The 13,253-nt window shown below is 61.8% G+C and carries 6 protein-coding genes; 4 read left to right on the forward strand and 2 right to left on the reverse strand.

Annotated elements, in window-relative coordinates; all coding sequences use genetic code 11:
• Positions 1–80 precede the first annotated feature (80 nt).
• The gene (locus tag VHX65_05625) at positions 81–4,064 is read left to right on the forward strand and encodes a hydantoinase B/oxoprolinase family protein (protein ID HEX3998012.1); all 3,984 of its coding nucleotides are present in this window, start codon (positions 81–83) and stop codon (positions 4,062–4,064) included.
• A gap of 29 nt (positions 4,065–4,093) precedes the next feature.
• On the opposite strand, the gene VHX65_05630 is transcribed toward VHX65_05625, so the two are convergent.
• On the reverse strand, positions 4,094–7,609 hold the full coding sequence (locus VHX65_05630; GenBank protein ID HEX3998013.1) for an AAA family ATPase: 3,516 nt from the start codon (positions 7,607–7,609) through the stop codon (positions 4,094–4,096).
• Positions 7,606–8,865: a DNA repair exonuclease gene (locus tag VHX65_05635; GenBank protein HEX3998014.1), complete on the reverse strand. Its 1,260-nt coding sequence runs from the start codon at positions 8,863–8,865 to the stop codon at positions 7,606–7,608. The genes VHX65_05630 and VHX65_05635 overlap by 4 nt, the downstream gene beginning before the upstream one ends.
• Positions 8,866–9,362: 497 nt before the next feature.
• Between VHX65_05635 and VHX65_05640 the strand changes: the two genes are divergently transcribed.
• From VHX65_05640 to VHX65_05650, 3 genes are all read left to right on the forward strand, one after another.
• Positions 9,363–9,914 carry a TadE/TadG family type IV pilus assembly protein gene (locus VHX65_05640; GenBank protein ID HEX3998015.1) on the forward strand — a complete coding sequence of 184 codons (552 nt, stop codon included), beginning with the start codon at positions 9,363–9,365 and terminating at the stop codon, positions 9,912–9,914.
• 92 nt (positions 9,915–10,006) lie between these two features.
• Entirely contained in the window at positions 10,007–10,510 is a 504-nt protein-coding gene (locus tag VHX65_05645; GenBank protein HEX3998016.1) for a TadE/TadG family type IV pilus assembly protein, read from the forward strand.
• Between the two features lie 145 nt (positions 10,511–10,655).
• Positions 10,656–13,121, forward strand: coding sequence for a pilus assembly protein TadG-related protein (locus VHX65_05650; GenBank protein HEX3998017.1), 2,466 nt, complete (start codon positions 10,656–10,658; stop codon positions 13,119–13,121).
• The last annotated feature ends 132 nt before the right edge of the window (positions 13,122–13,253 follow it).

The following is a 13,253-nucleotide window of genomic DNA, read 5'->3' on the forward strand; positions in this document are numbered from 1 at the left end:
GCCGCCGGGCGAAATGCCGAAGCGCGTCGGCGCGCTAACCCCTAGCGATTCTGCTGTCGAGCGGTTAGAGTCGAACGCGCATGACTCCGAAATTATGGGAATTCTGGATCGACGTCGGCGGCACGTTTACCGACTGCGTGGCTCGGCGGCCCGATGGCGCGCTCGTCCGGCACAAATTGCTCAGCTCGGGCGTCACCAAAGGAGCAGCCGGCGACGGCACAACCGCCATTGAAATCGTCGACCCGTTGCGCAAGTCCGACCCGCTGGGATTTTGGAACGGTTTCACGTTGCGATTGTTGGATTCCGGCGGCCAAGTCGCGGCGGAAGCGAGCGTCGCGTCGTTTGACGCTGCGACCGGCGGCCTGCGCTTGGTCGCTCCCATGGATGCGTTGCCACGAGTCGGGCAAGTTTATGAACTGTCGTCGGGACAGGAATCGCCGATCCTCGGTGTGCGATACCTGTTGCGGCTAGCGGCCGACGAGCCGATTCCGCAGGTGTCGGTCCGTTTGGGAACCACGCGCGGCACGAATGCGCTGATCACGCGCCGCGGCGCACGCACGGCGCTCGTGACTACCCGCGGATTCGGCGATTTGCCGTACATCGGCTATCAGAATCGCCCGAAGTTATTCGAATTGGCGATTCACAAGTTGCCGGTGTTGCCGGCGACGGTCGTCGAGATCGACGAGCGCGTCGCGGCCGACGGCGCGGTGTTGCGATCGCCCGATCCGGAAGCGATTCGCAGGCAATTGGCGGCACTGCGGCCGACGGGAATCGAATCGTTGGCCATCTGCTTGCTCCATGGCTTTGCCTATCCGGCCCACGAGCAACTCGTCGCCGAGATTGCTCGCCAAGTGGGCTTTGCGGAAATCAGCGTATCGAGCGTCGTGGCCCCGCTCGTGAAGATCGTTTCCCGCAGCGACACGACGGCGATGGATGCGTATCTGAATCCGATTTTGCGATCGTATATCGCCCGACTGCGAACGGCACTCGCGGACAGCGATTTGCGAATTCTCACCTCGGCGGGCGGTCTGGTCGCGGCAGAGCAATTCGTCGGCAAAGACAGCATTCTCTCCGGCCCTGCGGGCGGAGTCGTTGGTTTCTCACGCGTCGCAAGATCGGCCGGATTCGATCGGGCCATCGGATTCGACATGGGGGGCACGAGCACCGATGTCTCACGCTTCGATGGCCAATACGATTTGGAATACGAAACCGAGAAGTCGGGCGTCCGTGTCGTCGCGCCGATGATGGCCATCGAAACGGTCGCGGCCGGCGGCGGCTCGATCTGCCGTTTCGATGGCGTGAAGCTCGTCGTCGGCCCGGATAGCGCCGGCGCCGATCCCGGGCCCGCCTGCTACGGCCGCGGCGGTCCGCTTACGGTGACCGATTTGAACGTCCACTCGGGCAAAATTCTTCCCGGCGGCTTTCCGTTTCCGCTCGATCTCGACGCCGTCGACCGCCGGCTGAGCGAATTGGCCGCCGAGGTCGCCGCGGCGACGGGCCGGCGCTATTCGCCGGCTGAAATGGCCGACGGATTGCTCCGCGTGGCGAATGTGAACATGGTTCGCGCGATTCGCAAGGTATCGATCGCCCGCGGCTGCGACCCGCGGCAATATGTGCTGGTGCCGTTTGGCGGCGCGGCGGGGCAGCATGCCTGCGCGGTGGCCCGGCAATTGGGCGTTGGGCAACTTCTCACGCACCCCGACGCGGGCCTGCTCAGCGCTCGGGGCATTGGGCTGGCCGATGCGGTGCGGCATCGAGTGGAAGGCATTTATGGCCCCTATTCGCAAGAAACGCTTGGCACGGTGGAGCGGATTTGGGACCGGCTCGCCGAAGAAGCCCGCGCGGAAATCACCGCGGAAGATTCGCTTGGGCAATTCAACCAGGAGGCGATCGAAATCCGGCGGCGGATGGACCTGCGCTATCGCGGCACGGATACATACTTGACGATCGATCGGCCTGCCGACGGCGATTTTGCAGCGGCCTTTCGCGCCGAACATAGCCGGCTGTATGGCTACACCCATGCCAAACGTCCGCTGGAGATCGTGGCAGCGCGGATCGAAGCGATCGGCCGGCAAGCGGAGTCGTTGTCGCAATCGGGCCGCGTCGCATCTCGCCCGCTCTCTACAAAGCGGCAGACAACCGTCCGCTTCGATGGCAGGCCACTCGACACGCAGGTTTTCCGTCGCGACGAACTTCGACCGGGCCATCGCTTTGCCGGTCCGGCGATCGTGCACGAGTTCGCCTCGACGACGGTCGTCGATCCCGGCTGGGAGGCGGAAGTTCTCAGCGGCGGAGAAATCCTGCTAAACGACACCGCGCAAGAGGAGCCCGCATCGCGGGAGCCCGATGTGCTAGCAAGGGAATCGTCGGACGAGATCAAATCCTCGGGGCAGATGCCTCAAGCTCTGGCGGCGTTTGGCAAGCAGCAAAACGGCAACAGCGGGGCGGACGGCACACGGAGTGTGCCTGCTACGGTGGACGCCGATCCGGTGCTGTTGGAAATTTTCAACAACCATTTCGCCGGGATTGCCGAGCAGATGGGGGTCGTTCTGCGCGATACGGCTTCGAGCGTGAACGTGAAGGAGCGGCTCGATTTTAGCTGTGCGATTTTCACCGCTCATGGCGAATTGGTCGTGAACGCTCCGCATATTCCCGTGCATCTCGGAGCGATGGGGCAAACGGTTCGTTGCATTTTGGCCGACAATCCGGCGATCGAACCCGGCGACGTGTTCGTGACCAATGACCCGTATCGCGGCGGCTCGCATTTGCCGGATGTGACCGTCGTGACGCCGGTTCACGAGCCGGTGGCGCTCGCCGTCGCGGGCGGCCGTTCGCCGCGGTTGCTGTTCATCACGGCGAGCCGAGCGCACCATGCCGAGATCGGCGGGATGGTTCCCGGTTCGATGCCTCCGAAATCGAAGAACCTGGCCGAGGAAGGAGTGCTGATTCGCAACTTCCGCTTGCTTGCCGCGGGCGAACCGCGGTTCGATGCGCTCGGCGAATTGCTATCCTCCGCTCCGCTTCCCAGCCGCGCGGTGGCCGACAATCTGGCCGATGTCGCGGCGCAAGTCGCAGCGAACCGGCAAGGCGTCGTGCAACTCGAAGCGCTCGTGGCGCGGGAGGGTTGGCCGATGATCGAGGCCTATATGCGGCACATTCAAACTGCGGCCGAGCGGAAGACACGGATCGCCCTTTCCCGGCTTTCGCCCGGCCGGCGCGAGTTTGTCGATCATCTCGACGATGGTTCGCCGATTCGAGTCGCGATCACGCTATTCCCCGGTTCCGATGGGCCGGCCGCCGAAATCGATTTCACGGGCACGGGCCCGGTGCTACCCGGAAACCTGAATGCCAATCAGGCGATTGTCACGGCGGCGCTGATGTATGTGCTGCGGCTGTTGATCGATGAAGATATTCCGCTGAACGAAGGCGTATTGTCACCGGTGCGCGTGGTGTTGCCGGAGTGTTTGTTGAATCCACCGTCGCGTGATCGGCCGGAGCTTTGCGCCGCGATGGCGGGGGGCAATGTCGAAACCTCGCAGCGCGTCGTCGATGTGTTGCTGGGCGCATTCGGTTTGGCCGCGGCCAGCCAAGGCACGATGAACAATCTGCTGTTCGGCGATGCGCATTTCGGCTATTACGAAACGCTGTGCGGCGGCTCCGGCGCCACGGCCGACGAGCCCGGCGCCGACGCGGTGCACACGCACATGACCAACACGCGGCTCACCGACCCGGAAATTCTCGAGCGGCGATATCCGGTGCGGCTGTTGGGATTTTCGATTCGCCGCGGCTCCGGCGGCCGGGGACAGAGGCGCGGCGGCGATGGCGTGGTGCGCCGGCTCGAATTCTTGCGCCCCTTGGAAGTGTCGATTCTATCGCAGCGCCGCGGGCCGTATCCGCCCTACGGCATGGCGGGCGGAGAACCGGGTTCGCTTGGCCGCAACACGCTACGCCGCGCCGACGGCACGACGCTCGATCTCGGCGCGTGCAGCCAATTTTCGCTCGCCCTGGGCGACGTTCTTACCATTGAAACGCCCGGCGGCGGCGGTTGGGGCGCGGAAGGCTGAACTTCGCGCCACGCCGCGCTGCCGTGTTGTCAATCCGCGAGCGTCGATTGCACAACCGAAGCCGAGGGCAATTCGTGGACGAAAAGCGAATCGGCGTCCAGCGACGATCGGGCCAATTCCACGATATGCCGATGGTGCGTGAACAGGATCACTTGCGCGCGCGCCGAGAATTCGGCAAGCAATTGCAATGTCGCGGCCGATCGTTCGTCGTCGAAGCGGATCAGGATGTCGTCGACGATGAATGGAATCGGTGGATGTGTTTCGAGATATTCGCTCAGCCACGCCAGCCTCACGGCAAGAAAAAGCTGGTCGGCCGTGCCGTCGCTCATTTCCGACATGCGAACCAGCCGGTCATCGGCGGCGCGAACGGCCATGAGTTCCGGCCGCCCCTCGCTGTCAAACTCTTCCTTCAGTCCGGCAAAGGCCCCCAGCGTCAGACGGCAAAGGAATTCGCCGGCCCGCCCAATGATGGGGCCCTGGTGCCGCTTGCGATATCGCTCGATCCCTATTTTCAATGTCGCAAGCGAGATTTGGAGCCGAGCATATTCCCGGGCGGCGCCGCCGATTTGAGTCATCAGGTCGTGGACTTGCTCGGCAGCGTCGGCAGCTTTGGCGCTTGAATCCATCATGTCGAGCGCATGCCGCTCCTCGCCGATCTTTGGGCCGAGCTGGTCCTTCAATTCGCGGTCGAGTTGGTCGATTTGTTGGTCGAGCTGGCGAATCCGCGGCTCGAGCGCGTCGGCATCTGCTGTTTGCGCTTCCGCGATGAAGACCGCCAGCGGCTGGCCGGCGCTGAAATCGCGCATCCTTTCTTCTTGACCGCGGATCGTTTTCTCGAGCTCACGGCGTTCGAACGATCGATCTTCCGCGCCGGGCAGATCGGCGACGGTTTCGCATCGGGCTTCCTGGCAGAGCGATTCCATTTGAATCTGCGCTTTCTCGATTGCTTCGCTGGCAGCGGCAAGACATTGCCGCTCGTCGGCCAACTGCTTTTCGAGCAGCGCCCGATTTCGATCGGCGGCAAGCGCGGCATGAAGTCGCTGTCCCAATTCCTCGGCGGCACGATCGGCGGGCAAATCCTTCAAGTCCGGCGCGACTTGGTCTGCCAATTCCCGAACGTCGGCCGCGAACTGTTCCATTGCCTGATCCATTTCGCCGATCCGTTCACGGGCCTCTTTGACACCTTGCTGCTTTTCGCGCAATTGCGCGAGCAGGTCGAGTACCGCGTTGGCTTCATTCGGGCTCCCAGCGGCATCGAGCGGCAAATCGGCAATCACGGCGGCCCATTCTTTTTGCCAGGTGTCAAGCTTGACTTGGGCGGCCGATAATCTGTGCTGCGCCCGCTTCTGCTCCTTTTCCAACCGTTCCGATTCGACGGTAAGATCGCGGTGCTGCCGAACGATGTCGGCCGCTTCATCGATCCACCGGGTGGCGGCGGCGACGAGTTGCTCGAGCGTGGGGCTCGGCGGCAGTTGTGCGGGGTCGAAGGCGGAAAGGAGTTCGACGAGGCGGCTGCGGTGTTGCTCAACCCGCTCTTGCAACTGCTGAGCCCGATCGCGCTGCCGGCGCAGCGATTCCGCCTGTTGCACCAATTCGGCATGTTGCCGGCTCCAGCGAAGCATTTCGCGCGGCGTCAGCGGAGCATTGCAAACCGGCTGCCAAAGCCGATTCCAATCAGCGAGTTCTCTTTCGCGGCGAGCGGCAACCGATTGCAGTTGCTCCGACAAGGCGGCGATTCGCCGGGCACACTCCGACTGCTGAGCCGCGAGTTGGGCATGCGTGGCAACGCGATCAGCCTCGCGGCGCAAGCGGTCGGCGACCTGATCGCTGGCTTCCACGCCCCGTCCGAAGGCGGCTGCGAGTTGTTCCGAACCCCGTTCGCCCGCAAGCCACGACTGGCGAATCGACTGCCAGACTCGTTCGCGCTCTTGCCGGGCTGCTTGTAGATCGCCCTCGGTGGGCACATCGAATTCGAGCCGCAGGGCGTCGAACGTTCGCTCGAGTTCGCCCGCCTCTACGCGGTGCTCCTCCAATCGCCGATCCGCGGCTTTTTGCTCCTTGTCGATGTCGGCGAATTCCTTTTCGAAGCGCTCGATCGTTTCCGAGAGCGGCACCGCGATCGTCTCAAGCTCGTCAATCGTGCCGAGCCAAAGCGACAAACGCCCAAGCGCGATCGCAAGTTGCTTGCTCGACGATTCACAACCGTTGCGCGCCGCCGACAGTTCCTCTTCGATGTTGCCCAGGCGAAGCGCATCTTGCACGGCCAAGGCGAGCGCGCCGGCATCGCGCGCGGCCGGCAGCCGCAGCAATTGGGCCGCGCTTTCCTGGATTGCGGGCTCCAACTCGGCCAACTTTACGTCCCAGTCTTCCACCTCCTTCACCAGCGTGCCGTATTGACTGCCAAGGTCGCGGATGCGAACTCGCTTGCTCTCGGGAAGATGCAACGTCTCGGCGGCGGCGAGATTGAGGCCATTGCCCAATTGGCGGAGCAATTCGGCGGCATCGGCTTCGAACTGCCGGGCCTTGGCATCTTGTTTGGGCCGGTCGCGCTGCGCTCGGCGATACACGCCCAATTCCTGTGCCAACGGCTCGACGGCCGATCGCCGCTCGACCAAGGAAGTCGGGATGTCTAGTTCGCCGAGCTGCTGTTGCCGTTCCTCGATCTTCGCCCGCGCGCGATTTTGCTCGCGCTCGGCATCGCGGAGATGTTGCTGTGCGGCTTGCCGGCGCTTGGTGAAATCCGCGGTCAGCAACACGGTTGCGGAAAGGGGCACGGCCTTCTGCCCCAAATCCGCGAGCCGCGCGATCAACGGCAGCGCCTTTGCGATGCGCTCCAGCCGGGATTTTTCGGCACAGGCCTCATGGAGGTCCACTTCGGCTTCTTGTTTGCGCTTGCTGGCCCGTGCGAATGCTTGATGGTGTTCTTCCCACTCGCGAGCCGGCAATTGATGGTCGCGCATGGCTCGTTTGGCGTCGGAGAGTTCCGTTAGGAGGCGGTTCAGATCGCGATTCCGTGCGGTGGGGGCGAACAGTTTTTCGGCATCTTTTTGCAGGCCGCTAAGAATTTCGCGCAGATCGTTGGCCCCGCCGGCGGAGAAGAGAATCTGGCCTGTGTCGCCGCCGCCTTCGATGATTTCCTTGCCGCCTTTCACCAGCATTCCATGATCGATGCCGAAAAATGTCTTGAACCGCATCGGGTCGATTCCGCCCAAAAAACCGCGCAATGCTTCTTCTTCGACGATCGCGGAATCTTCTCGATCGCGAAGGCTCCCTTTCGCAGCCTTGCGGCGCACGAAATCGAGCTCTTCGCCTCGGTCGTTGCGCAGCCGCGCGCCGACGCGCAGCGCCGCGTAGGGGTGAACGAAATCGTCGTTCAATTGCGTCGGGAAGCCGAAGCACAGATACGTGATCGCGCGCAACGCCGAACTCTTGCCCGCTTCGTTTGGTCCGAAGATCAGGTGCAGGCCGCGCCGGCCGTCGCTGAGATCGAGCGCGAAGTCGGTGAACGGTCCGCACGCCAAGAGGCGCAGTTCCAAAATCCTCATTTTGCCCCTCCGCGGGTCAGAAAACGATGCGAGAGAATCTGCTGCGCGTCGTCGAGCAGTTCGATCATTCCCGCCGGATCGCCGCCGGCGGGAAGATGCAATTCGTGGATCAATTCGTGCGGCAATTTTTGCCTTAGCGGTTCCAATTCAAGGGCCAACTCGCCGAGCGCTTGAGGATCGTCTCTCAGCTCGACCAGATATTGCAGCAATTCGGCGAGCGGGCCCTCGGAAAGGGCCGGCGCGTCGCGGGGCGGAGTCGTGGCGACCACGACCCGTTCGATCCATATCCGCCCGTCGCCGTGCAACAATCCTTGGGCCTTGATTTCGTGCTGCCATCGCTGCGACTCGGCCACCAATTGCTGATGGGCCGCCGAATCGCCACGCAATTCGACCCGAACCGCCAACGGCCGATCGTCGCTTGCGGCAACCAGTTCATGCAACCGCCGGGCGACGCGCTCGACGGCATCGGCGCCGGTGGCTGCGCCCGCGACATCGACAGGGCAATATTCCCACCGCAGCACATCAAGCGGCCGAAATTCTTCGACCGCATTCTCCCGATCGTCGACCGTCACGAGATAGCAGCCTTTCGCTCCGGATTCGCGGATGTGCCGGCCCTGCAGGTTTCCCGGAAACACGATCAATGGATCGCGATGAAGAATTTCGCGTTTATGGATGTGCCCCAGGGCCCAATATTGATATTCTTTGCCGCGCAGGCCGTCGAGAGTGCAAGGGGCATAGCGTTCATGCTCGCCGGAACGGGTGGCACACGTGTGCAACAGGCCGATATTGAACATGCCGCGAGCCCGGTCGGGATAGGCGGCCGCCAGATCGTCGGTCACGGCTGCCTTGGCAAAGCTTTGCCCGTGGATCGCAACGCCCAGCTCATCGAGCCGCACCGTCTCGGCACGCCTTTCCGAGAGTAGGCGAACATTGTCGGGCAGTTCAAGAGTGCGCGTCATCTTGTTTGCCGCATCATGGTTGCCGGCAATCAAGAAAACCGGGATGCCTGCCTCGCGGAGCCGGACCATTTGGGCAATGAAGAAGAGCCCGGTGCGGAAATCCTTCCAATCGCCGTCGTACAGGTCGCCGGCAATCAGCACGAAATCGGCCGCCTCGTCGATCGCGAGCCCCACGAGATTTTCCAGAGCCTGCCGCGGGGCGTGGCGGATTTCGTCGGCCGGGGCATCGCGATCGCGATCGATTCCTCCCCGCGGGCTGTCGAGATGAATGTCGGCTGCGTGGACGAATTTGAACATCTTGCGGTTCTACAAGCTTCTTAAGGTGAAACGGCGCCTTGCTCGCGATTTGGTGCGCCATGCGCCGAGAATGTGAAACATCACGCCTACAACAACCGCTCCGCGACTGATTCCGTTCATCATGCCAAAAATCTATTTCGATTTCGTCGCTACGAGGTTAATCCTGCATGTTTGCGTATTCGGCGATAGACACGTGTGCGGGATGCGGGTGATGGCCGCGAGGTGGAGATTCAACGTCGATTTATTCTAACAGTTTCAGGCCGCCGCGCCGCGATCGTGCGAAACGGCCGCGGTCGATTGGATGGATTGCCAGATGGATTGCCAAGCGAGAAACTGCGGCCGACGGCGGCGCGCGATGGGCTGCGGCAGGTTTGACCCGCTGGGTTTTGTGACCTAGGGTTTGATTGCACGGTGGCGCCGTGCGCTCTGCATTGGTTTTGAACTCTTCTACCGCGGCTGTTCAGTGGCGGGCCCAAATGGCTCGCGTGAGGGTTGTTGTGGACAAAACTGCCGAATTCGCCGCTTCGAGGCATCGCCGGCCGCGGTTCCGTTGGAATCGGCGTGCTGGCGATCGGCGCGGGACGGCGGTTGTCGAGGCTGCGGTAATTCTGCCGATCCTGCTGACGATGATGTTCGGCGTGTGGGAAGTCGGGCGGATGATCGAGGTCAGTCAGATCCTCGACAATGCCGCCCGCGAAGGGGCTCGATTGGCTGCCGGTGGCTATGTCAACGGCACGGCCGTTACGACGGCCCAAGTGCAGACGGCGGTGCAAAACTACATGACGGCCGCTGGGCTGCCGAGCGCCGCGATCAGTGGAGCACAGATCACGCTCACCTGCCTGGCGAGCACGCCGTGGACCGATCCTTACGAGGCGCAGCCGCTCGACCCGTTCACCGTGACGGTCACCATACCGTCGGGCGCGGCGTTCAACAGCTTGCGCTGGAATTTGTTGAACCAGGTCACATCGGTCACGCAATTATCGCAAACGGTTTACTGGCAGTCGGCAAATAATTCGCAGGTCGTAGTGAGCACGACGTTGCCGTATTGAGCAACGGCGGTGGGAAGCCCAGGGAAGGCCGGGAGCGCGGATTCAATTGGGTGGCGGCTGTGGCGGCCTTCCCTGGGCTTGAGGTGAATGCAGTGAGCGCGAAAACGGAAAACACGAATCGGTTGATCGGCAGGCCGCGGGCGCGCCGAGGCCGCGATCGCGCGGGCAGCACCATCGTGCAAGCGGCGATCGTGCTGCCAATCGTGCTCATGTTCTTGTTCGGCATTTTGGAGTATTCGCGCTACGTAATGCTTTTGCAGGTGATGACCAATGCGGCCCGCGAGGGTTGCCGCTACGCGGTGATGCACACCGATTCGGTGACCATCAACACGACAACCTACGGCAGCGCGACGTCGAACGTCGACACGATCATCACCAATATGCTGGGGGGCCAGACGCTGTCGAGCCAATCGATCGGCATCTACGCTTCCGATGCGCTCGGGAACAACGTGGGCACCTGGGAAGACGCCGCGGCGGGCCAATGGATCACGGTGAAAATCACCGGCAATTTCAATTCGATCTTGCCGAAATTGCTCGGTATGTCGAGCACGATTCCGATCACCGCCGAAGTAGTCATGCGATCCGAGGGGAATTGAAAAAGGGGTCGGGGACCAGGGGTCAAGGATCAGAAGTCAGAAGCGAGTCTTTCTCATCATGGTCGATTGTATGCAAGCAAATTCATCGAACTGTTTTCGTCCGCGGCGGAAGTGCCGAAACGGCTGTCGTCGGCCGCGCCGTGGAATGGTGCTGGTGCTGTTTCTGGTGACGCTGGTCACGCTGTTTACGTTCCTCGCGCTCGCCATCGATCTGGGCATGTTGGCCGTCGCGCGAACGCAATGCCAGGCTGCCGCCGACGCCGCTGCCATGGCCGGCACGCGCACGCTCAACGGCGTTTCCTCGACGAACAACAATTATTCCGCCGTCAGTCCGCAAGCCCTTTCCGCGGCCGAGGGAAATTCGATTCTCGGCAACGCGGTGCAATCGAGTCAGGTGACAATCAATATCGGCCGGTATGCCTATAACACCAGCGCGCAACAGTTCGAGGGAGAAATCCCCGGCACCTCGGGCACGAACTACACGCTGGTGCAAGCCCAGGTCACGACAAATCTCGGCACCAAATTGGGCTTCTCGAAAGTGTTCGGCTTCGTGCCGACGAACATCACCACCACGGCCACCGGCGTCCATCGGCCGCTCGATGTTTGCGTGATCAACGATTTCACCGGGTCGATGCGGTTCTCCAGCTTGCTGGGCCAGCCATACTATGGCAATCGCAACTCGAACAATCCGGACAGCGTGTATCCCACTTGGGGAGCGTATTCCGACACGACAGACGCCGCCATGCAAGCCACGTCGTTCACCAGCCCCTGGGATGCCGCCAATATCACGACCACCACCAGCGACGGCCGCCCGCCGATTTGCGGCGACTTTTACACAAATACGACCGGCACTTCGGCGTTCACCGCCGCTTCGAGCAGCTACGCCACTACGCCCAGCGGCGATGTGCCGTTGAAAACCAGCAAGAACACCAGCAGCACGTGGGGCCAAACGCTTGCCAGCATTCTGAGCATCAGCAATCCCACTACTTCGACCTACGACAGCACTTTCGAAAGCTCGGGCTACAAGGCCTACAGCATGGCCTCGAAGTTCAATCGATACACGCTCGGCCCGGGCTACTACGGCAAAACGTTTTTCATTTGGCCCCCCGATCCATCGAACGGCACCGATGGCAAGACCAACGACTGGCGGCAGCGCTACTTCCTCTATCCGGGCACGTCGACCGCCATGAACGACAATTCGCGCCTGTGGGACAGCAGCGGCAATTGGAAGACGCCCGGGAGTTCGACGTATCAGATCAATTACAACGCGATCCTGGCTTGGATCACAAGCAGCCCGAATCCATTCCCCTCGACCATGATGTCGGGCCGCATCGTTTATTACACATCGATCCCGACCACGATCAGCACCGCGACCGATCCGCCGACCGATTTGAACCAACGGTTTTGGAAGGATTACATCGACTATTGCCTTGGTCTGATCGACAACTACGACGGCACCTGGCAAACGCTCAACAACGGCAGCACGGGCCTGACAGGCTACGGCAACGATTATTCGTGGGGCACCGTGAAAATCACCGCGTTGAGCAGCCTGCACCAGACCAGCGGCAAGCCGTTCATGTATTACGGCGACAACCCGCAGCGGCCGGGCCTGCATTTCTGGTTCGGGCCGATGACGATGATTGATTTTCTCGGCTGCTACAACATCTGGTACAACGTCAGCCCGTATTGCTCGCGGTATTGCTGGTGGCCGGGCACTTGCCACGAATCGCCGCTCTACGCCTGCAAACTCGGTATCCAGGCGGCGCTGACCGACATCCAAGACAACCATCCCAACAACGACGTTTCGCTGATTTTTTTCAGTACGCCGCGCTCGTATTCGGGCGAAAACGACGACACGCGGTTCAACCGCGTGCGCGTCGGTCTGAGTCAGAATTATTCGAACATGACCGATTCGCTCTGGTATCCGCCGGCAACCGTGGGCAATTCGAGCGCGACGGTGACGCCCTACGATTCCGACAATATCGAGGTGCCCCGCGCCACGGGCGGCACTTGCTATGCCTATTCGCTGATGCTGGCCTTCAACCAGTTCAGCAGCAATTCGACGCTCGTGAACTACAGCGTCGGCCAGCCGGCGGGCGATGCCGGCGGCAATGGCCGCATCGGCGCCCAAAAAGTCATTATTTTCGAAACCGACGGCGCTCCCAACACGACCGCTTCCGCCAGTTTCACCAACGGCGGGGCTTACAATTCCTACTATAAAGTCCGCTACAACTACGGCAGCCCATCCACCAGCGATTATCCAACCAATATCAATGGCTACGACGACAACGACTCGACCGTCACCAGCCAAATTGACGCGATTTGTAGCCAATTGGCCGCACAAACCACGGCCACATCGCCGGGCTATTCGACATCTTCCAAACCGCTTTTGATCCATTGCATCGGTTTCGGGCCCTATTTCGACTCCGGCAGTTCGACCTACACGGCCAACGTGGCCACGCTCAACGAGATGCAGATTCTCGGCAACGTCACCGACGGAATGCCCAGCTACAAGATCATCGATGGCACGCAGACGCAGGTGATCAACGATTTGCAGCAAGCGTTTACGATCATTTTGCAGAGCGGCGTGCAAGTCGCGCTGATTCAGTGATCTATATTTGCACGGCAGGAGAGCGGGGGCGGCGCGGCGACGGCGACCGTCACGACCGTCTTCCAGTGCCGCACCCTGTTGCCCCCGCTTGCGGTTTCGCGAGTCTGCCGCACAGCGGGCCAACGCGCGAAA

Source organism: Pirellulales bacterium (genome assembly GCA_036267355.1).
GTDB lineage: Bacteria > Planctomycetota > Planctomycetia > Pirellulales > DATAWG01 > DATAWG01.